Consider the following 19,643-nt stretch of genomic DNA (forward strand, 5'->3'; position numbering starts at 1 on the left):
CATCTGCCGGGGTGCCCGGGCCTCAACCGGCCCGGGCACGCTCCAGAACCTCTTCGGCGGTCGGCGGACTCTGCGGGTGGTACGACAGCGACCACGGCGCCCGCATCTTCACGAATTCGCCACCCTCGATCGCGGCGTAGAACTGCCCGACCCGGAGCCGGGCGATGTCCGACACGTCGCTGCCCTTCGCCCGGGCCAGCTCGCGCGCCGTGCTGATCTGGGTCGGATGGTTGAGCAGGCCGAAGAACTGGGTCGCGGCGTTGCCCGGGATGCGGTTGTGCAGGCCCTTGGGAGCCTGGGTCGCGAAGACCAGGCCGAGGCCGTACTTGCGGGCCTGCGACGCGAGCACCAGCGTGCTGTGGGTGCAGGCCGTCATCGGCCCCGAGGGCGCCAGCGTCTGCGCCTCGTCCATCACCAGCAGGCCGCCGAGCGGACGGTCGCCGGCCGGATTCCGCTTGATCCAGGCGAACAGCGCCAGCTGGAGCTGGTTGACGAAGCTCTGCCGCTGGGTGTCGTCGGGCAGCCCCACGAAACTGATCACGGAGACCCGGGCCCGGTATCCCGGCCCCGGCGTCAGCAGCAGGCCCGGATCGACCGGCTCGCCGCCCCCGCCGAACAGCGGGTCGTTGATCGCGGTCGCGGTCAGCAGCTGGGCCATCCCGAAGCCGATCTTCTCCGCCTCCGGGATCTGGCTCATGCCCTCGGGCAGCGCGCCGAGCAACCCGATGAAACCCCGAAGATCGCTGGCTCCGGTACGGGCATAGCCGCGCAGCGCCTCCCGCAGCACGGCCTGCCCGAGCTGGGCCTTCGCGGTCGAACCGTCCACCTTCGCCCGGGGCGCGAGCGCGGCGACGGCACCGTCGATGCCCGCGGCGAACGCGTCCGGGTCGTCCAACATCTCCGCGAAGTCGGGCAGCGGCTGGAAGCTGAGCGGCCGCCCGCTCTCGCGGCGGGGCGTCCAGACGACGACCTCGGTGGATCGCAGATACTCCGCCGAGCGGGCGGTGTCCGCCGCGTTCCAGCCCGGGGGCGGCGCCGGCCAGGGATCGCCGAGCCGGGAGAGGTCGTTGTTGGGATCGAGCACGATCGCGGAGACGCCGCTGAGCGCGCACTCCTCGACGAGCCGGCGGATCAGCACGGTCTTGCCCGACCCGGACCCGGCGAAGATCGCGGTGTGCTTGCGCAGCGCAGCGAGGTCGACGCCGACCGGGTGCCCGTCGCTGATGGCCGAGCCCAGCACGATCCGGCCGGTCGGCTCGTCGCTGACCGCCGGTGCCCGCTCGGCGGCGGGCTCGGCGAACTCTTCCTCGGACCCCGCGAACGCCTCCTGGAGGAAGTGGATCGAGGCGGCCGGGTGGCGGTTGCGGAACCACTGGCTGAGCTTGTCGTAGCCGTACTCGTCGATCAGCGACCGCAGGCCGATCAGCTGGCGGACGTCGGACTCGGGAAAATCGACGCGCATGCCGCCGGCGTCCGCCAGGGCTCGGACCACCTCCTGGGTGCGGGCACCCTTCGACCACTCGGCGCCGCGCAGCAGGAACAGCCGGCGCTTGCGCTGACCGGGGATGAGGCCGGCCGCGGTCTGCGCGTTGCGGATGCGGTTGAGCACCGCGATGTGGTGCGGCGCGCTGATCGCCCGGAAGGCCCAGTGCGCCTCGTCCTCGGTCTCCTCGTCCAGGCTGCGGCGGAGCCGGGCATGCAGCGCGGGCTTGACGCCCGGGGGCGGGTCGATGCCGAACGTGCCCTCCGGCTCGTCGCGGGCACCGATCCAGGCCTCCAGGCCGGCGCGGACGAGCGCGGGCACGACCGTGTCCTCGGTCGCGGGGTGCAACGCCGGCGCGGGGTCGGCCGCCTTCACGAGCTCGGCGTAGCGGGTGTCGAAGACCGTCAGCTCGCCCTCCGGGACCGGGACGCGCTCGGTGGGCTTGTCGGGCAGCGCACGATCGCGGTGCCGTAGCTGAAGAAGCTCGTCGACCTCTCCCGTGGTGAGGCACTCCCGCACGTGGGCGTCCACGGTGCGCAGCAGCTCACGCGGGGTGAAGTCCACCGACTCGGCGAAGGCGCCGGGCGCGACGGGCCAGGTCTCGTGCGGTGCGGAGAAGCCGACCTCGGCGAACTTCGCGGCGAACCGCTTCGCCACCAGCTCGTACCCGAGCTCGGCGTACGGGATCGGCTTGAGGTCGATCGCTTCCCGGAAGCGGTCCTGGACCGTGCTGGTCGCCTGGGTCTTCACCAGCTCCCAGACGGTGGGCAGGCAGCTGACGATCGACAGCGTGCGGCGGGTGGTCTCGCGCAGCGACATCAGCCCGCCCGCGATGTGTTCGAGCAGCAGCGACCCGCTCCAGTCCGGCTGGTCGTCGGTCGCGCTGGACTTGGCGGACTGATAGACGAGCGGGTCGATCTGGTCGACGGCCATCACTGTGGGGCCGGTGAGGGCCAGCAACCGGGACACGTCCCGGACGACCTCCTGGGCGGACCGCCGCCCGCGCCGCATGCCCCAGCCAGCCCGTTCACCGGGCTCCTCCTCGTCGTTGGAGCAGAGGAAGTCGTAGCCGATGTTCTGCGCCCGGGAGTCGTCGGAGGCGTGCAGCACGAGGGCGCGGGCGGTGTCCTGCGCCTCGATGCCGACCTGCCTGTTCAGCTTGCGGACGTGGTCGATGAAGGCGTCCAGGGAGGCCCGGGACAGCGAGGTCTCGCCCTCGCCGGTGATCGCGCGCCGGAGACTGCGGGGCGCCCCGGCGTTGTCGGCGAGCCGGCGCAGGAAGACCGTCAACTGGCTCGGCTGATCCTCCGGCGTGCGGGTGAGGCCCTCCACGATCGACAGGGCCGTGCTGCGCCAGAATGCGCTGGCGTCCAGCAGGCTGATCAGGAAGAAATATCCCTCGCGCGCCTGCACTTCCTCGCGGACGGAGCCCAGCAGGTGCGTTTTCCCGGTGCCCCGCTCACCGAGCAGGGCGACGCCGACCGGGCTCGATTCGCGGTGTTCGGCGGCCTCGGCGAAACCCTGCAGAACCATGCGGAGAGCTGTTTCGTGCAGGCCGGGAACGTGATATGGCGAATGCTGCCAAACGTCGTCCGCCGTGGGCGCCCAATTGAATCGCAGCGCCGAGAGTGCTTTTCGCTCGTCGTCGCTGATCATTTGAGGACGATGAGATGCTTGTCCTGATTTCCGATGGTGACCGCCGCGGCCCGGTCCGCCGCGGTGAGCGTCTTCTGGTTGGCCTCGGCGAAGATCCGCACATCGCTGCCGCGGTTCATCACGGTCAGGGCCTCGTCGACCTGGGCCGTGCCGATGTCGTCGGGCAGCGCCTCGCGGATCCGGACCAGCTTCACGGCGTCACCCGGCGCTCCCGCGATGCCGTCGTAGGCCTTGCGGATCTGCGCGATGACATCGTCGGTGGTCGGCTTCTGGAGGGTCGCGCTCGCCGGTGCCGCGTCGCCCTGCGGCACGTAGTAGTCGGAAAGCGCCAGGCCGGAGGCCTGCAGGTAGTTTCGCAGCGCGTCGACCTGCGCGTAGATGGTGGCTCCTGCGTAGCCCGACCGGGCCGGGGGCTCGCTGCCGATGGCGGTGAGCGCCCTGCGCCAGCCCCCGTCGCTGAGGCCCAGATAGATCCGCTGACCTTCCTTGCGGACGTCGACGAGGCCGCGCTCGACCAGGCGTTCCCGGCTGTCGCGCTTGAGCTCCAGGCCCCGCTCGTTCTTGAGGTCGGCGTTGGCGATCTCCTGCCCCTCTTTCAGCAGGATCAGCAGCGCACACGTCTCGACGAGTTTGAGCTTTTCGTCCGACATTCCGGCGCTCCTCAGGTTTACGGCGGTGGCGTCAGGGCGCCATTCACGACGTCCTTGATCACAATGGACCCGGCGATGGGCCCGATTCTGCCGATGCCGGGCGGCACTGGCAAGGTCCACTCTGTTGATTCGGATATCCGACAGTGATCAGCATTGTCGATCTTCAGGAATCCAGCCCGCGGCACGCCGTTGGAACGCCTGTTCGGAACCGCTGATCGCGATCTTGTAAAGGCGTATTGCCCTTGCCCGCGGCCCGTGCGACATTGCCTGCGGCGCCCTTCCCGGCGTCCATTCGTGATCCTTCCTGGAGGCCGGCACCGATGTCGTCCGACGTTGTCCGCTATCGGGTCGATGACCAGACGGTGGCCCAGTTCGAGATCGAACCGGTGGCGGGCTTCCGCCCGGCGGGCGCGGGCGACATCGCCGGCACGATCAGGGATTCCGCCGGTCCGGCCCTGGCCGCCGCCAGGGAGTTGCTGGCGCAGGTCCGCGAGATCGCGCCCGACTCGGTCGAGGTGAAGTTCGGCATCAAGGTCACCGGGACCGCCAACTGGGTGGTCGCCAAGGCCGCGACCGAGGCGAACTTCGAGGTCACCATGATCTGGCGGCCGGACGTCCCGGACGGCCGGAGCTGACCGGGTCCTCATGATCAAAGCGCCTGCGGACTCCTGGACCGTGGCCATCCACGCCACCGAGAACGACGCCGCGCCGCTCGGCACCGGGGTGGTCATCGATCGCAACCAGGTGCTGACCTGCGCACACGTGCTGCGCTCCGGCGAGTCGACGCGGCCCGACGTCTGGATAGCCTTCCCCAAGGCGCCCGGCATCGGGTACGGCGTCCGGCGCCGCGCCCGGCTGACCCACGACGGTATGGCGGAGAAGAACGTCGACATCGCCCTGCTCGAACTCGCCGAGCCGGTGCCCCCGGCGGTGCGGCCGGCCCGGCTCCGCTGCACCCCACCGGGCGAGCTGACCGGCTGCTCCTGGTGGGCGTTCGGCTTCCCCGGCGGCAACGAGTACGGCGGCTCCGCCGAGGGCAGCGTCGGCGACCCCCGCAGCTACGGTCTGATCCACCTGGACAGTTCCTCGGCACCCGGGCTGAAGCAGGGCTACAGCGGCGGCGCGCTCTGGTCGCACGAGTACGAGGCCGTCGTCGGTCTCGTCGTCGCGGCGGCGGGCGACGGCGACGGCCATGCCCTGACCCTGCACCACGCCGACGACCAGCTCCCGGAGCTCAAGCTCTCGGTCCTGGCCGGATGGCAGGTGGGCGACTCCGACGACGCCGCCCTGGCCGCCTGGGGCTGGGCGCTGGCCGGCGACGACGAGGCCGAACGGCACTGGCTGCCGCGCGCCCGCGGCGTCGCCGTGCACACCGAACGCGGCTCGCGGTTCCGGGGCCGGACGGCGGCCCTGCGGATGATCAAGGCATGGCTGGACGCCCCGGCGGCACCGGGCCGGACCCTGTTGGTGACGGGCTCACCCGGGGTCGGCAAGTCGGCTGTGCTCGGCCGGATCGTCACCACCTCCGATCACGCCGTCCATCGTGCGCTGCCGGTCCCGGACAGCGCCGAGTCCGCCACCGCCGGCTCGGTCTCCTGCGCCGTGCACGCCAAGGGCAAGAGCGCCCTGGAGATCGCCACCGAGATCGCCCGGGCCGCGGCGGTCGGGCTGCCGGCCGACCCCGCCGACGTGATGCCCGCGCTCCGCAACCGCCTGACGCGGCGCCCGGCCCGGTTCAACCTCGTCATCGACGCGCTCGACGAGGCTGCCTCCCCGGCGCAGGCCCGCAAGCTGATCACCGAGGTCGTGCTGCCGCTGACCCGCAACCTCGCCCCGCTGGGGGTGCAGGTGGTCGTGGGCACCCGGCGGGCCGACGACAAGGGTGACCTGCTGGCGGAGTTCGGCGCGGCCGCGGAGATCATCGACCTGGACGGCTCGGAGTACTTCGCCGAGTCGGATCTGGCCGACTACGCACTCGCGACGCTGACCGGCGCCGACCGGCCGGACAACCCCTACGCCGATGAGCGCGTCGCCGCGCCGGTCGCCCGCCGCATCGCCGCGGGATCCCAGCGGAACTTCCTGGTGGCCGGCCTGGTGGCCCGGGCCCGGGGCCTGCAGGACGAGCATCCTGTGCACCCCGGTGAGGTGTCCTTCGCGGCGACGGTGGCCGACGCCCTGGACCGCTACGTCGACGGGCTTCCGTCCGCCGGCTGGACGCCGGCGCGGCTGGCGCTCACCGCGCTGGCCCACGCGGCGACCCCGGGCCTGCCAGTCTCGCTCTGGCAGGTGGCCGTCGAAGCGCTCGGCGGCCAGGTCACCGAGGAGGAGCTCGGCGTCTTCGCGCGTACGTCGGCAGCCAACTTCCTGGTGGAGAGCAGCGCCACCACCACCCCCACCTACCGGCTCTTCCACCAGGCCCTCAACGAGGCGCTGCTGATCGGTCGCGCCGACGACGAGCGGTTGTTGTTCACCGCGTGGCTGGGGCACGCCAGGCTCATCGGCTGGCAGGCGGTGCCCGACTACCTGCTGCGCTCCCTACCGCAGCACGCCGTCCGGGCCGGGCTGGTCGACGAGTTGCTGGCCGAGGACGACTATCTGCTCTACGCCCACCTCGACCGGCTGCTGCCCGCCGCCGACGCCGCGCGGACCGAGCTCGGCGTCGCCCGCACCCAGCTCCTGCAGCGGACGCCGCAGGCGCTGCAGGCTCCGGCCCTGGAACGCGCGGCGCTCTTCTCGGTGGTGGAGAAGCTGGACGGCCTGGCCAGCAACCTGCGCCCGCACGTCGCGCCGCCGTACGCCGCGCGCTGGGCCCGGACGCCCCGGCGGCTCGAACGGACCGTCCTGGAGGGCCACTCCGACGCGGTCTACGACGTCGCCGCCGTTCCGGTGGACGGCCGCAGCCTGCTGGCCTCGGCGGGTGAGGACGGCACGGTCCGCCTGTGGGACCCGCTGACCAGCCAGACCGAACACGTCATCGACTGCCATGCCGACTGCATCCAGGGGCTGGCCGCGGTCCGGGCCGGCGGGGTCTGGCTGCTCGCCACCGCCAGTCACGACACGACGGTGAAACTGTGGGACCCGCGCACCTGCCAGCTGGTGCATACGCTGACCGGCCATCAGGACTGGGTCCGTAACCTCTGCGCGGTGCCGCTGCCCGACGGGCGGGAGCTGCTCGCCTCGGCCGGCGACGACCGGACCGTGCGGCTCTGGGACCCGTCCTCCGGCGCGCTGGTCCACACGCTGCGTGGACACACCGGCTGGGTGACCGCGGTCTGCCGGGTCGACGAGTTCGTGGCCTCCACCGGCTACGACGGCACGGTCCGGCTGTGGCATCCGGTCACCGGCGCGGCGTACGCCGTGCTCAGCGGCCATGCCGGCTGGGTGACGACGCTGTGCGCGGTGAACGGCATGGTGGCCACCGCGGGCTACGACGGCACCATCCGGCTCTGGGACCCGCGGTCGCGGCAGGAGGTGGCCTCCATCGACACCGGCGCCGGCCCGCTGACGGATCTCTGCACGCTCGAAGTGGACGGCACTTTGCTGCTCGCCGCGACCGCCGAGGACGGCGTCATCCGGCTGTGGGACATGACCACCGGCGCCGGCCGGCCGCCGATCGAGGGGTACGCGAGCTGGATCCGGGCCATCTGCGAACTGCCGGTCGGCGAGCGGAACCTGCTGGCCACGGCCGGGGACGACGGCACCGTACGCCTCTGGGACGCCGCCACCGGCCGCGCGGAGACGGTGATGGACGGCGGCCGGCTCGGCGCCGTCGCCGCCCTGGCCGAGGTCCCGACCGCCGGGGGCACGCTCGTCGCCACCACGGGCAGCGACGGCACGGTGCGGCTCTGGGAGCCGGCGACCGGCGAGCAGCGTCTGGAGCTCTCGGTGCACGGCACCACGGTCACCGACGTTTGCGCGCTGTGGGACGAGGAGTCGCACCTGCTCGCGGTGTCCAGCGAGGACCGGGCGGTCCGGGTGTGGGATGTGGACAGCGGGGAGCTGTTCAAGGAGCTCAAGGAGCACCACGAGCGGGTCAACGCGGTATGCGGGGCCGGTGCGTTGCTGGTCTCGGGTGCCGACGATCTCATCGTCCGGGTCTGGGACATCCACAAGGACGGCGCCCGGCCGCTGCTCGGCCACGCCAACTGGGTGACCGCGCTGACCGCCGTCCGCCGCGACGGCCGCGATCTGCTGGTATCCGCGGACAAGAACGGCACGATCCGGCTCTGGGACCCGGCCGGGGAACTGCTCTGGGAACGGCACGGGCACCACGACGCGGTGAACGCCCTGACCGGGCTCTCGGCTGGCGGCCGGGACGTGCTCGTCTCGGCCGGCGCCGATCGCACGATCCGGATCTGGAGCCTGACCGACGGCGCGCCCGCCGGGGTGCTCACCGGGCACACGGCACCGGTGACGGGAGTATGCCCGGTGCCGGCCGGCGGCCGGATCGTGCTCGCTTCGGCGAGCCTCGACCGGACGGTCCGGCTGTGGGACCCGGTCACCGGCCGGGGGCTGCGGTCCATTCCGGTGCATCACCGCGCGCTGGCCTGCCGGTACGTCGGCGACGTCCTGATGGTGGGGCTGGACCGCGGCCTGCTGGCGCTGACCGTCCAGTAACGGTCTCGCAGCCGTTCTCGCCTGGGCATGCATCGGCGGTTATGGTGCCTCCTGAGCGCCCACGAGGCGCTGTGCGCTTTCTCCTCCGAAAGGTTCCTGATGACCCTTCCCGCAGGCGTTTCGCGGCGTGGTGTGCTCGCCGCCGCAGCTGCCGGTGCCGCCGTTCCGTTCGTTCTCGGTGACGCGGCCGGCGCCGCTCCCGCGACGCGTTCCGGCCACGGCCACACCCCGAAGACGTACGACCTGACCGTGCTCGGCACCTCCGACACTCACGGCAACGTCTACAACTGGGACTACTACAAGGACCTGGAGTACGACGACAGCGCGCACAACGACGTCGGCGTCGCCAAGCTCGCCGCGCTCGTCAACCAGATCCGGGCCGAGCGGCGGGGCAAGGCCACGCTGGTGCTCGACGCCGGGGACACCATCCAGGGCACGCCGCTGGCGACGTACTACGCCAAGCAGGAGCCGATCACCGAGACCGGCGAGAAGCACCCGATGGCCAAGGCCATGAACGTGCTGCACTACGACGCCGTCACGCTGGGCAATCACGAGTTCAACTACGGCCTGCCGCTGCTCAACCTGTGGATCCGCCAGCTCGGCTTCCCCGCGCTCGCCGCCAACGCCCTGAACGCGCGCACGAAGCGGCCGGCCTTCACGCCGTACGTGATCAAGAAGGTCTCCCTCGGTCACGGCGCACCGACGCTGCGGGTCGGGATCCTCGGCCTGACCAACCCGGGCTCGGCCATCTGGGACAAGGCCAACGTCGAGGGCAAGCTGATCTTCGAGGACATGATCGCCTCGGCCGCGAAGTGGGTGCCGGTCATGCGGGCGCGCGGCGCCGACGTCGTGCTCATCTCCGCGCACGGTGGCGACAGCGGCACGTCGAGCTACGGCCCGGAGCTGCCGATCGAAAACCCGAGCGCGCTCATCGCCGAGCAGGTGCCCGGCATCGACGCGATCCTGTTCGGGCACGCGCACGCCAACGTGCCGCAGCGGTTCGTCACCAACGCCAAGACCGGCGTGCAGGTGCTGCTCTCCGAGCCCTCGAAGTGGGGCCAGCGGCTCAGCCGGATGGACTTCACGCTGACCCGCGACCGCGGCCGGTGGAGCATCACCGCGAAGAAGGCCGACCTGCTGAACACCAACACGGTGACCGAGGACCCGAAGGTGCTGGCCGCGGTCCGGTCGCAGCACGCCAAGACGGTCGCGTACATCAACCAGGTCGTCGCCGCCTCCACCGTGGAACTGTCCGCGGCCGAGTCGCGATACAAGGACACGCCGATCCTGGACTTCATCAACAAGGTGCAGACCGACACGGTGACCGCGGCCCTGGCCGGCACCCAGTACGCGACGCTGCCGGTGCTGTCGATCGCCGCGCCGTTCAGCCGCACGGCGGTCTTCCCGCAGGGCGACGTCAAGATCAAGGACGTGGCGGGGCTGTACATCTACGACAACACGCTCGAGGCGGTCGTGCTGACCGGCGCCGAGGTGAAGGCATACCTGGAGTATTCGGCGAAGTACTTCGTGACGCTGCCGGTCGGCGCGACCCCGGTCCCGGCGTCGATCAGCGACCCCGCCGTGCCGGACTACAACTATGACGTGTTCTCCGGCATCGACTACGACATCGACATCAGCCGCCCGGTCGGCGACCGGATCACCCGGCTGGAGATCGCCGGTGTGGCCGTCGCGGCGGACGCCCAGTTCGTGGTGGCGGTGAACAACTACCGGCGCAGCGGCGGCGGCAACTTCCCCGGCATCGTCAAGACCCAGGTCTACAACGCGCAGCAGGAGATCCGCCAGCTGCTGATCGACTGGGCGCAGGCCAAGGGCGCGATCAACCCGGCCGATTTCGCTGTGGACAACTGGCGGCTGGTCCGCGCGGGCGTCCCGGTCTTCTGACATCCCGGTCCGTTCTCAGGCCGGGGACCCGTCCTTGGCGTCTTCCTCGTTCAGGCCGGGGACCCGTCCTTGGCGTCTTCCTCGTTCAGGACGGGAACCGTCCTTGTCTGTCTTCCTCGGATGGACGGGGGCCGTCGTGATGTTCCCCCCGGAGCATCACGACGGCCCATCCCACCCCGGCCGACCACGCTGGCGGCCGGGAGCTCAATGCGTGTTCAGCCGGTCGGCTCGGGGTGCCACTGGCCGGACTCGTCCGCGGTGAGGGCCAGGGTGCCGGTGCGCCCGCCCTCCAGGGTCAGCCGGCACAGATAGCCACGCATGCCCGCGGCGTCGCGGTCGGTCACCGCCCGGCAATGGGCCGCGGTCACCGTGATCCGGGCATCCTTGAGCTGGCCGTCCGCGACGACGTTGCGCTGCACGGCTTCGAGGCTGTTGGTCTCCCGGATCTCTGCGAGCATCGGTACGACCGCCACGGCGGCGAGCACGAACCAGCAGAAGGTGCCGGCGGCGACCGAGATCAGGAACGCGATCCAGTACGGCGCGGTGCTGTTGTGGGTCCGCCGGGCCTGGTCGGCGCGGCGTTTGGCGGAGATGGCCCCGAGGACGCCGAACAGCATCGTGAACGCGGCGACCGGCCAGACCGCGGGCGCCTGGGCCCGGGAGGCGTGCCGCATCTCGTCGGGGAACGGCACCAACAGGCCGCCGTACTGCGGCAGCGGCTCCGGCGGGATGCCCCCGTGCTGTTGCGGGGTGCCCAGCCGCTCTGCCGAGCCACCCGCGTGCAGCTGCGGGGTGCCCGCATGATCTGACGGGTTCCCCGGACGCCCCGGCGGCGTTCCCGGAGCGACGGCAGGCGCGGCGCCCTGGTCTGCGGGCCGCGTGGCCCACGGCGGCGCGGTCGGGTACGTGGACGGCGCGTCCGGGTACGTGGACGGCGCGGTCGGATACGTGGACGGCGTGGGATAGGTGCTGGGCTGCCGATACGGTACGGGCACCGGATAGCCGGCCGCGCCCTCCTGCGGATACGAGACGGCCGGATAGTCACCGGCCGGAACGCCCTCGACCGGGTATCCGGCGGGCGGGGCGGAGACGGGCCGCTGCGCCTGAAGCTCCCGCGGGGATGAGTACTGTGCCGGCGGGTACTGTGCGTAGCCGGCTGCGAACTGGGGATACTCCTGGGGCGCGACCGCGTTCTCGGGGCCGGGGGGAACCTGAGTGTTCATTCGGGGCCTTTCCGGTGGCTGCTCGGGAGCAGTGCCGTGCCAGAGCCCATCAAATCGGCCCGCCCGTCACCGACCTGAGAATTACCCGGTCACTGCGGGCGCTGGTCAGCTGCGGCCAAGGAGCCCAGGCGGTCGACCGATACTGATAAATCGCTTTTATCTGGCAACCTACTCTGCCCGCCGCCGCGCCCCGGGGCGGCCGTTCGGGCTCAGTTGGTGCCGATGCCGATGATGGCGCCGTTGTCTCCGGGGCCGCCGCCCTCGGTCGGATCGACGGTCGGGGTGGTGGTCGGTTCGGTGGTCGGTGCGGTGGTCGGCGGCGTCGTCGTCGGTTTTGTTGTTGCCGGCGAGGAGGGCGGCGTGGCCGAGGGGGTGACCGACTTGCTGGGGGTCGCCGACGGGGTGGGCTTGCGGGTGTTGTTGTTCTGCTGGTTGTTCGTTCGAGCCGTCGCGGGGGGCCGGGTGGTCTCGACGGGCTCATCCGGCTCTTCGCTGGCGTCCGCCGTCACGTTCGGGACGACCGGGTTGGGGCGCTCGTCCGCGTCGGCGCTGCTGTTTTGCATCGCGATCGCCAGGGCCAGCCCGCCGGCCAGGATGAACAGGCCGATCACGGTCAGCAGGACGACGATCTCGTTCTTGGACCGGCCGCGCTTGCGGGGCGGGGCCGGCATCGCCGGGGGCGCCGCCTCGAGCAGGTTGCGCTGGCCGGGCAGCAGCGGGCGCGGTCCGGCCGGGCTCATCGGCCGGGTCAGCGACGTCCCGCTCATCCCCGTGCCGGTCCGGCCGGAGGCACCCAGCGCCGTGCCGCTCAGCCCGGCGCTGCTCACTCCGGCGCCGCCGAACGTCGTGCCACCCATCGTGGTGCCGCCCAGCGCGGTGCCGGTCGCCGGGCTCCTCAACGGGCGGCGCATCGACGTGCCGGTCATCGACGTGCCGGTCTGTGCACGCCAGTCGAGCGGGCCGGCGGCGATCTGCGCGGCCGCGGCGAACTCGGCGGCGTTGGAGAACCTGTCCTCCGGCTGCTTGGCCATCGCGCGGCTGATCAGCTCGCGGACGGCCGGCGGCACGAGGTTTTCCGGCAGCGGCTCCGGCTCGTCCTCCAGGTGGCGCAGCGCCACCTGCAGGGCGTTGTCGCCGTCGAACGGTGGGTTGCCGGCGATGCAGTGGTAGGCGACCGCACCCAGCGCGTACACGTCGGTGGCCGGGGTGACGTTGCCCTTGGCGACCTGCTCGGGCGCCATGTAGAGGGCGGTGCCGACGATCGCGTTGAGGCCGGTGACGCTGGTCACAGCGGCCGAGCGGGCCACGCCGAAGTCGACCAGGATCACCGTGCCGTTGGGCTTGACGATCAGGTTGCCGGGCTTGACGTCGCGGTGCACCGTGCCGTTCTCGTGGGCGGCGTGCAGGGCCTCGGCGGCCTGCGACACGATCGACATGGTCTCGGCGACGCCCAGGCGGCCCTGGTCCTTGAGCCGGGCCGAGAGCGGCTCGCCGTCCACGTACGCCATTACCAGGTAGGCGCAGTTGTCCTCGTCGTTGCGGTCGCCGGCGCTGTAGTCATAGACCTCGACGACGCCGGGGTGCCGGAAGGCGGCCATCATCCGCGCCTCGCCGTAGAAGCGGGCGGCGAACTCCGGATCCGCCAGCATGGCGGTGCGCAGCACCTTGACGGCGATCGTGCGGCCGAGCACCACATCGGTGCCACGCCACACGTCACCCATGCCACCCGTGGCGATACGCTCGTCCAACCGGTAGCGGTTGTCCAGGAGACTTCCCGAACTGAGCACCAGCGGACCTATCTACTCGGGTGTTGCCACGGACGGACGGTGCGGGCCTGCGGCCCGGCGACGAGCCGGGGCCAACTGTACAGATTCACGTCACCTCCCGGCGAGGTCGGTCGGATGCCGCCCGGGCGCGGTGCCCGGTCAGCGGCGGGTAAGCGGCGGGACGGTGCGGCCCGCCGCCGAGTCGGTGATCAGCTGGGCGAGCCGGCGCTGTCGGGTTTCCTCCCGTTTGGCACTGACCACCCAGTGCACGGCCGCACGGCGATAGGACGCGGACTGCGCCGAGAACCATTGCCATGCTGCCTCCTCACTGCGGAATAGCTCAGTCTGCTGGTCGTTCAGCACCGCGTCAGCGGGCTGCTCGTATGAGTACACAGCCACCCGTTCGGACTTACCGAACTCCCCGTCCGAACTCCCCGCCGCCACCCTTGACCGGCCTGAGGACTCGAAGGCTTGCAGGCCCGCGGGATGCATCAGCCCCGCCGCGGTGAGCTCGGCGACCTTGGCGATGTTGATCGCGCTCCAGACGCTGCCCGCGCGCCGCGGGGTGAACCGGACCTGGTAGCGATCTTCGTCGATGCGCCGGCCGATGCTGTCGATCCAGCCGAAGCAGAGCGCCTGCTCGATCGCCTCGGTGTGCCGCACCGTGGGCTTGCCGGTGTGCTTCTTGAAGTAGCCCACCAGCAGCTCCGGGGCGTCGGCGTGGTGCTCGACGAACCAGGCACGCAGCTCGGCGGCATCGGCGAAGAACAGGGGCTCCATACCGAGGAGCCTAGGCGCGCGGTACGACAGAAATCGGGGCCGAGGGGCGCCGCCGGTCAGCTGCCGTAGGTCGGTGTGACCACCGCTCCCGGGTCCGCCTCAGCCAGCTCCAGCTGCTCGTTCTCGGCCTGGCGCTCCATCGCGGCCCGGGCCGTCGCCGCCGCGACCCAGCCGAGGGCGATGCCGAACAGGCCGGCGCCGGCGATCAGGCCCCAGGGCACGCCGGGCTTGCGGCCGGCCAGCGCGTTCGCGGCCAGGGTGGCCCGCTCGAGCGCCTCGTCGCTGACCCGGTTGAGCTTGGCGCCGGCCTTGTCCGCCAGCTTGCCGCTCTGCTTGCCGGCCTTACCGGCCAGCTTGCCGCTCTGCTTGCCCAGCTTGGCGGCGGTGGCGGTGGCCACGGCTGCCTTGGCGCTGGCGAGGTCGGCGGTGTGCCTACCCGCGTCCTTGGCGCTCTCGCCGGCGCCCGCCATCGCGGACGACAGGTAGTCCCAGGCCTGCGCGGCTGTGCGCTCGGCTGTGTTCTTACGAGAGAGCATTTCTCGGTACCTCCTGCGATCGTCGGTGCCGGCGGTGGGTCGACTCCAGGGAGGGTGCCCAACGGCAACGTAAAGCAAACGTATCGGTGAACACCCGGGGTGGGTCGGGTGTGGACAGCGTCACGTGGGCTAAAACGGTGGACATCACTGGGTACTCTTGCTGCGGTTCACACGGGGCCCACAGGTCCCTACCAGGTTCACGCACTACGGTTCGGTCAGTTTCACCGAACCCGACGGGGGTAGTCAACGCCACCCCCGACGACTGCGGCAGCAAGTCCGGCCGCAGTCGTACAGAGGAGAAGACGCCTGGGACATCCCGGGCGGGTGGAGGTATTGGCGTGACGCTGTCGATAACGACGTCGACATTCCCCTCAGGGGTGGTGGAGCTCTCCCCGATGGGTGAGATCGACGTCGAGAACGCGTACGAGATCAAGGAAGCCGTGGCGAGCCAGCTCGCCGCCGGACGCCCCGAGCGCATCGAACTCGACATGCACGGCGTGACCTTTATCGACTCCGTGGGCATCAGTGCCCTGGTAGCGGCGTTCCAGTTGGCCAGCGTCAGCGACGTCAAGCTGGTCGTCACGCGCCCCAGCCGTTTCGCCCACCGCCAGCTCTGGGTGACCGGCCTGCTGGGCCTCTTCGGCGCGCCGGCGCCTTGCACCGACTGCGAGGAGCCGTCTCATCAGCCGCTCGTGTCCGGGGCCTGACCGCGAGTGACCTGCGAGGTTAAGCCTTCCTGAGGCGGCTTGTCCGGACGCTCGGCGGTAGGGAATAGTGCCCTTCCGTGGCGCGACTTCCGATGGGCACCGCCATCCTCCGGCGATATGTGCTGATCGGCGCCATCGGCCAGGGCGGCGTCTCGACCGTCTATGCGGCCGTCGACGCCCGCCAGGGCCGCAAGCTCGCGGTGAAGGTGCTGGCCCCGAGCCTGGCCGACGACCCGCAGGCCCGCGAGCAGGTCCGGCGCGAGGCGCTGATCACCGATCGGCTGCGGCACCCGAGCGTGCCGCGGGTCTTCGAGTACGGCGAGGCCCCGCTGCCCGACGGCAGCGTGGTGCCGTACGTGGTCCTCGAACTGCTGGCCGGGCGGCCGCTCACCGAGCGGCTGGCCCGGGGGCGCCTGGAATGGCCGGAGGCCGTCCGGATCGCCGCCACGGCCGCCGACGTGCTGGCGGTGGCGCACCGCCGCGGCGTGGTGCACCGCGACCTGACCGCACGCAACGTCATGGTCAGCCCGGCCGGCGTCAAGATCATCGACTTCGGCCTGGCCACGGCCGCACTACAGGCCGACGACTCCGGCACCCACCCGACCGCGCCCCGCGGCCACCTGGCCCGCGAAGGCGCACTCCACAGGCCCGCGGCCCGCGGACGCCTGGCCCGCGAGGACGCACGCGCGGCCCACGGACGCCTGGCCCGTGGAGAAGGCGGCGAGCTGCCCTCGCATCCGAAGACGGCGTTCGCCCGCCCGGCGGACGACGTCTACACGCTCGGGGTGCTGCTCTACGAGATGCTGACCGGCCGGTCGCCGTACCCTCCGGCGATCGCGGCCGTGATCCTGGCCGCCGGCCGGGTCGGGCACCTCGCGCCGACGCCGGTCCTGGCCATCCCGGGCCTGCCGCCGCCGCTGCGGGACCTGGTCCGCGCCTGCATGGCGAAGCGGCCCGAGGATCGCCCGCGCAGCGCGGACGTCGCGCTCGGTCTCTGGCGGATCCTCGACGGGGTACGCCTGCCCGAACCGTCGGTCAACTAGGGACGGCCTAGATCGCGGGCGTCTGCACGACGATCGACTCGAGGTTGAACTTCACGTCCGTGGCCTCGGCCGGCGACCGGATCGGGGTGACCACCGCGAAGCCCTCCGCCAGCGCGGCCAGGTCGGTGCCCGGCTCGAGCGCTTCGTCGGCGGCCTGCACCGCGGTTCGCACGAAGCCCTCGCCGGCCTCCGCGATGCTCATCTGCACCTGACCGAACTTGGCCAGCGTGGCCCGGCGCAGTCCGCGGATCCCGTCCACGTGCAGGTCCGGCACGTTCAGGTTGAGCACCGTGCCCGGTGGCGTGTGGGTCAGCGTGGGCAGCAGCTTCATCGCCAGGCCGGCCGCGCTGTCCCAGTGCCGGTTCTCGTCGTCGGCGTGCTCCAGGTCGGCGATGGCCTGGCCGCCGCTGGCCGCGGTGCCGTTGGCCGGGGAGAGCACGTCCAGGGAGACCGCGAGGCCGTGCAGGCCCGCGTGCGAGGCGGTCAGGGTGGCGCCGACCGTACCGGAGTGCACGACGGCCGCGCCCGCGTTGGCGCCGCGGTTGATCCCGGAGAGCACGATCTCCGGCGGCGGCCCGAAGGCGCCGCGCAGCGCGAGCAGCACGATGAAGGCGGGGGAGGCGGCGACCCCGTACGCGGGCACGTTGCGCACCCCGGGCAGCTCCCGCTGCTCCACCACGATCTTGCCGTTCTTCTCCACCGCGGTCATGGCCGCGCTGGTGCCGCTCGCCTCGGTGAGCGGCGCGGCGATCACGATGTCGAGCCCCTGGCGGGCGGCGGCCCGGGCCAGGTGCCGGAGCCCGGGCGCGTCGATCCCGTCGTCGTTGGTGATCAGGATCCGTGGGGTCATGCGGGTACTTTCGCGTCGAGGACGGGGGTCAGTTTCACCCGCTCTGTCAGCACTTGGACCGCGTCGACGCGTCCGGTGCCGAGACCGTGGCGGGTGACGTTGAGGGCGCCGGCGGCGGCACCCGTGCGCACAGCGTCACACAGCGTGCCGCCCTGGGCCAGGACGGCAGCCACCCCGGCGGTCATCGAGTCACCCGCCCCGCGCGACTCGGCGGCCACCATCCGCGGCATGTCGACCTTGTAGACCCGGCCCTCGATCAGGGCGAGCGCGCCCTCGTCGGCGCGCGAGACCAGGGCCGTCCCGGCCCCGTCGTCGTGCAGCTTGTGCAGCGCCCGGGTCAGCGACTCGGTGGAACCGTCCGCGGCCATGCCGTCGCGGATCAGCTCCTCGTGGCTGACCTTGACCACGTGCGGGCGGGCCTCCAGCGCGGCGACCAGGTGCGCCGCCGACAGGTCGACGATGACCTTGCAGCCGTTGGCGCCGAGATCGGTGGCGAGCCGGCGGTAGACCTCGGCCGGCACGACGGACGGGTGGGCGGGCCCGCTGAGCACCGCGATGCCCGCCCGCAGCCCTTCGGCGAGCGCGAGGCTGTACAGCTCGTCCATCTCGTGCCGCGACAGCGGATCACCGGGGTCCTCGGCCAGTTCCTGGCGTTCGCCGCTGCGCCGGTCGTGCACGTACCAGCCGGTGCCCGAGTCGCGCTGGATCGTCTTCAGGGTCACGCCGTGGAACTCCAGCAGCGGTTCCAGCACCCGGCCGACCTCGCCGCCGGTCGCGGAGCAGAGCGTGACCCGCGCACCCAGCAAGGTGATCATCCGGGCCTGCCAGACGCCCTGCCCACCCGGGTGCACGTGCAGTTCGGCCTTGTCGTTCTGCTGCTCGAGCGTCACGGTCAGCTGGGGCGCGGGCACGAACACCATGACGCCGTTGTGGCTCATGAGCACAGTCTTACGGACGGGCCCGCGCCGCGGGCGTGATCGCTGAATTAGGCGGCTTCGGCGCTCAGGGCTTGACGGCGAGCACCGCCCCGTTGGCGCCCGGCGCGTCGAACCGGACCGTCCGGACCTGGCCGAAGCCGGCGCCGGCCAGCCAGTCCGCATACTCCGCGTCGGAGTAATTGCGCCCCCCGACGGTCTCGACCAGCATGTTCATCCCCATCAGGGCGGCCGGGGCGGGACCGGTCCGGTCGGCGTCCAGCAGCAGCTCCGACACGATCACCAGGCCGCCCGTGGGCAGGGCCGCATACGCCTTGGCCAGCAGCTCACGGTTCGTCGGCTCGTCCCAGTCGTGCAGGATCATGCTGAACAGCAGCACGTCGTGGCCCCCGGGCAGCGCCGCGTCGGTCAGGAAGTTCCCGGCCCGGGTGCCGATCCGGTCGCCGAGCCCGGCCAGGTCGACCTTGGCCGCGGCGATTTCGCAGACGTGCGGCAGGTCCAGCACGGTCGCGGTCAGCTCCGGCTGCTGCCGGCAGAGCTCGATCGCGTACGCCCCGGAGCCACCGCCCACGTCGAGCAGCCGGCCGCGCCCGCCCAGGTCCACCGCGCCGCCCAGCGCCCGCGCGGTGAAGATCGAGGTGGAGTACATCGCCTCCCAGAACGTCGCCAGCAGGTCCGGGTCCGCGGTGGTGAACATCGACTCCTGGGTGTCCGGATCCCAGGTCAGCGGGCGATCGGTGCGCAGCGCCTCGCCGACCCGGTGCCACGGCAGGTAGGTGCGGCGGTCGCAGTAGGTGACCTGCCCGCCGAAGTAGTAGGGCTTGCCGCGGACCAGGAACTCCTCGGCCAGCGCGGTGTTGCGGTAGCCGTCGCCGGAGCGCTCCAGCAGTCCGAGCGAGGCGCAGGCGGTGAGCAGCAGGTCCGCCGGGCGGTCGGGCAGGCCGATCTCCCGCTCGGCGGCGGCGACGGTCAGGGTGCGGCCGCCCGCGAGCCGGGTGAACAGGTCGAGCTCGACGGCGGCGGCGAAGGTCTTGAAGCTCCAGAAGCCGGTGACGAGGTCCATCAGGGGTGTCGGCGTCAACATGACGCAGATCATGGCAAAGGGCGCCCGGGGCCCAGCCGGGCGGTTACCGGGCGGCGGCCTCGGTCAGTTCGCGTACCGACGTGACCAGTGCCGGGTTCGTCCGCAGCAGGTCCTCCATGCGGACCCGCCACTTGGCGGCCTCGACGTCGGCGGTGAAGCGGTCGTTGTCGCTGCTCTCCACCGAGCCTTCGAGCAGGCGCCGGCGGGTGTTCGCCAGTTCGCCGTACACCTCGGTGCCGAGCCGGCTGAGCACCCGGCCGGAGTAGGCGTCGTAGCCGGGGCCACCGGCCATCCGGACGAACGCGCGCGCGGCATCCCACGCCACCCGGGGCTGGTGGATGACGGATTGGGTCATGACAGTCACCTCCGTGATGGACGTCACAAAGAGTCCATGGAGCTTACCGCCGTCCG

Annotated in this window: 15 protein-coding genes; 5 read left to right on the forward strand and 10 right to left on the reverse strand. The window is 71.7% G+C overall.

What is annotated here, in order from left to right:
- Positions 1-22 precede the first annotated feature (22 nt).
- Positions 23-3,016 carry a helicase HerA domain-containing protein gene (locus DMB66_RS12660; protein ID WP_370318364.1) on the reverse strand — a complete coding sequence of 998 codons (2,994 nt, stop codon included), beginning with the start codon at positions 3,014-3,016 and terminating at the stop codon, positions 23-25.
- A gap of 119 nt (positions 3,017-3,135) precedes the next feature.
- Complete coding sequence (locus tag DMB66_RS12665) at positions 3,136-3,789, reverse strand: hypothetical protein (protein WP_125804251.1); 654 nt, start codon at positions 3,787-3,789, stop codon at positions 3,136-3,138.
- A gap of 320 nt (positions 3,790-4,109) precedes the next feature.
- On the opposite strand from DMB66_RS12665, the gene DMB66_RS12670 reads away from it, so the two are divergent.
- From DMB66_RS12670 to DMB66_RS12680, 3 genes are all read left to right on the forward strand, one after another.
- Positions 4,110-4,424: a CU044_2847 family protein gene (locus DMB66_RS12670; protein ID WP_125804252.1), complete on the forward strand. Its 315-nt coding sequence runs from the start codon at positions 4,110-4,112 to the stop codon at positions 4,422-4,424.
- 10 nt (positions 4,425-4,434) lie between these two features.
- On the forward strand, positions 4,435-8,406 hold the full coding sequence (locus DMB66_RS12675) for a trypsin-like peptidase domain-containing protein (RefSeq protein ID WP_125804253.1): 3,972 nt from the start codon (positions 4,435-4,437) through the stop codon (positions 8,404-8,406).
- Positions 8,407-8,505: 99 nt separating this feature from the next.
- Positions 8,506-10,308: a bifunctional UDP-sugar hydrolase/5'-nucleotidase gene (locus tag DMB66_RS12680; protein ID WP_125804254.1), complete on the forward strand. Its 1,803-nt coding sequence runs from the start codon at positions 8,506-8,508 to the stop codon at positions 10,306-10,308.
- Positions 10,309-10,523: 215 nt separating this feature from the next.
- Here the strand turns inward: DMB66_RS12680 and DMB66_RS12685 are convergent, their stop codons facing one another.
- From DMB66_RS12685 to DMB66_RS12700, 4 genes are all read right to left on the reverse strand, one after another.
- Positions 10,524-11,531 (reverse strand): hypothetical protein, encoded by a 1,008-nt coding sequence (locus DMB66_RS12685; protein ID WP_125804255.1) that lies wholly within the window; start codon positions 11,529-11,531, stop codon positions 10,524-10,526.
- A 209-nt stretch (positions 11,532-11,740) separates the two neighbouring features.
- The gene (locus DMB66_RS12690; protein ID WP_125804256.1) at positions 11,741-13,318 is read right to left on the reverse strand and encodes a serine/threonine-protein kinase; all 1,578 of its coding nucleotides are present in this window, start codon (positions 13,316-13,318) and stop codon (positions 11,741-11,743) included.
- 138 nt (positions 13,319-13,456) lie between these two features.
- Entirely contained in the window at positions 13,457-14,077 is a 621-nt protein-coding gene (locus tag DMB66_RS12695) for a YdeI family protein (RefSeq protein ID WP_125804257.1), read from the reverse strand.
- A 56-nt stretch (positions 14,078-14,133) separates the two neighbouring features.
- Complete coding sequence (locus DMB66_RS12700; RefSeq protein ID WP_125804258.1) at positions 14,134-14,613, reverse strand: hypothetical protein; 480 nt, start codon at positions 14,611-14,613, stop codon at positions 14,134-14,136.
- 338 nt (positions 14,614-14,951) lie between these two features.
- Here DMB66_RS12700 and DMB66_RS12705 point away from each other — a divergent pair, with 338 nt between their 5' ends.
- Positions 14,952-15,320, forward strand: a complete 369-nt coding sequence (locus DMB66_RS12705) for an STAS domain-containing protein (protein ID WP_125804259.1) — start codon at positions 14,952-14,954, stop codon at positions 15,318-15,320.
- 77 nt (positions 15,321-15,397) lie between these two features.
- Positions 15,398-16,363, forward strand: coding sequence for a serine/threonine-protein kinase (locus tag DMB66_RS12710; protein ID WP_125804260.1), 966 nt, complete (start codon positions 15,398-15,400; stop codon positions 16,361-16,363).
- A 7-nt stretch (positions 16,364-16,370) separates the two neighbouring features.
- Here the strand turns inward: DMB66_RS12710 and surE are convergent, their stop codons facing one another.
- The 4 genes from surE to DMB66_RS12730 form a co-directional block, all read right to left on the reverse strand.
- Complete coding sequence (gene surE, locus DMB66_RS12715; protein WP_125804261.1) at positions 16,371-17,213, reverse strand: 5'/3'-nucleotidase SurE; 843 nt, start codon at positions 17,211-17,213, stop codon at positions 16,371-16,373.
- Positions 17,210-18,151 carry a 1-phosphofructokinase family hexose kinase gene (locus tag DMB66_RS12720; protein ID WP_233624502.1) on the reverse strand — a complete coding sequence of 314 codons (942 nt, stop codon included), beginning with the start codon at positions 18,149-18,151 and terminating at the stop codon, positions 17,210-17,212. Before DMB66_RS12720 ends, surE begins: the two co-directional genes overlap by 4 nt.
- Before the next feature lie 64 nt (positions 18,152-18,215).
- Positions 18,216-19,232 carry a methyltransferase gene (locus tag DMB66_RS12725; protein ID WP_125804262.1) on the reverse strand — a complete coding sequence of 339 codons (1,017 nt, stop codon included), beginning with the start codon at positions 19,230-19,232 and terminating at the stop codon, positions 18,216-18,218.
- A gap of 43 nt (positions 19,233-19,275) precedes the next feature.
- Positions 19,276-19,587 (reverse strand): hypothetical protein, encoded by a 312-nt coding sequence (locus DMB66_RS12730; protein WP_125804263.1) that lies wholly within the window; start codon positions 19,585-19,587, stop codon positions 19,276-19,278.
- Positions 19,588-19,643: the final 56 nt, after the last annotated feature.

This window comes from Actinoplanes sp. ATCC 53533, assembly GCF_003947245.1.

Coding starts and splice junctions, on each gene's coding strand:
- DMB66_RS12660 (WP_370318364.1), bottom strand. CDS start 3,016: ATGGTTCTGCAGGGTTTCGCCGAGGCCGCCGAACACCGCGAATCGAGC.
- DMB66_RS12665 (WP_125804251.1), bottom strand. CDS start 3,789: ATGTCGGACGAAAAGCTCAAACTCGTCGAGACGTGTGCGCTGCTGATC.
- DMB66_RS12670 (WP_125804252.1), top strand. CDS start 4,110: ATGTCGTCCGACGTTGTCCGCTATCGGGTCGATGACCAGACGGTGGCC.
- DMB66_RS12675 (WP_125804253.1), top strand. CDS start 4,435: ATGATCAAAGCGCCTGCGGACTCCTGGACCGTGGCCATCCACGCCACC.
- DMB66_RS12680 (WP_125804254.1), top strand. CDS start 8,506: ATGACCCTTCCCGCAGGCGTTTCGCGGCGTGGTGTGCTCGCCGCCGCA.
- DMB66_RS12685 (WP_125804255.1), bottom strand. CDS start 11,531: ATGAACACTCAGGTTCCCCCCGGCCCCGAGAACGCGGTCGCGCCCCAG.
- DMB66_RS12695 (WP_125804257.1), bottom strand. CDS start 14,077: ATGGAGCCCCTGTTCTTCGCCGATGCCGCCGAGCTGCGTGCCTGGTTC.
- DMB66_RS12700 (WP_125804258.1), bottom strand. CDS start 14,613: ATGCTCTCTCGTAAGAACACAGCCGAGCGCACAGCCGCGCAGGCCTGG.
- surE (WP_125804261.1), bottom strand. CDS start 17,213: ATGACCCCACGGATCCTGATCACCAACGACGACGGGATCGACGCGCCC.
- DMB66_RS12720 (WP_233624502.1), bottom strand. CDS start 18,151: ATGAGCCACAACGGCGTCATGGTGTTCGTGCCCGCGCCCCAGCTGACC.
- DMB66_RS12725 (WP_125804262.1), bottom strand. CDS start 19,232: ATGTTGACGCCGACACCCCTGATGGACCTCGTCACCGGCTTCTGGAGC.
- DMB66_RS12730 (WP_125804263.1), bottom strand. CDS start 19,587: ATGACCCAATCCGTCATCCACCAGCCCCGGGTGGCGTGGGATGCCGCG.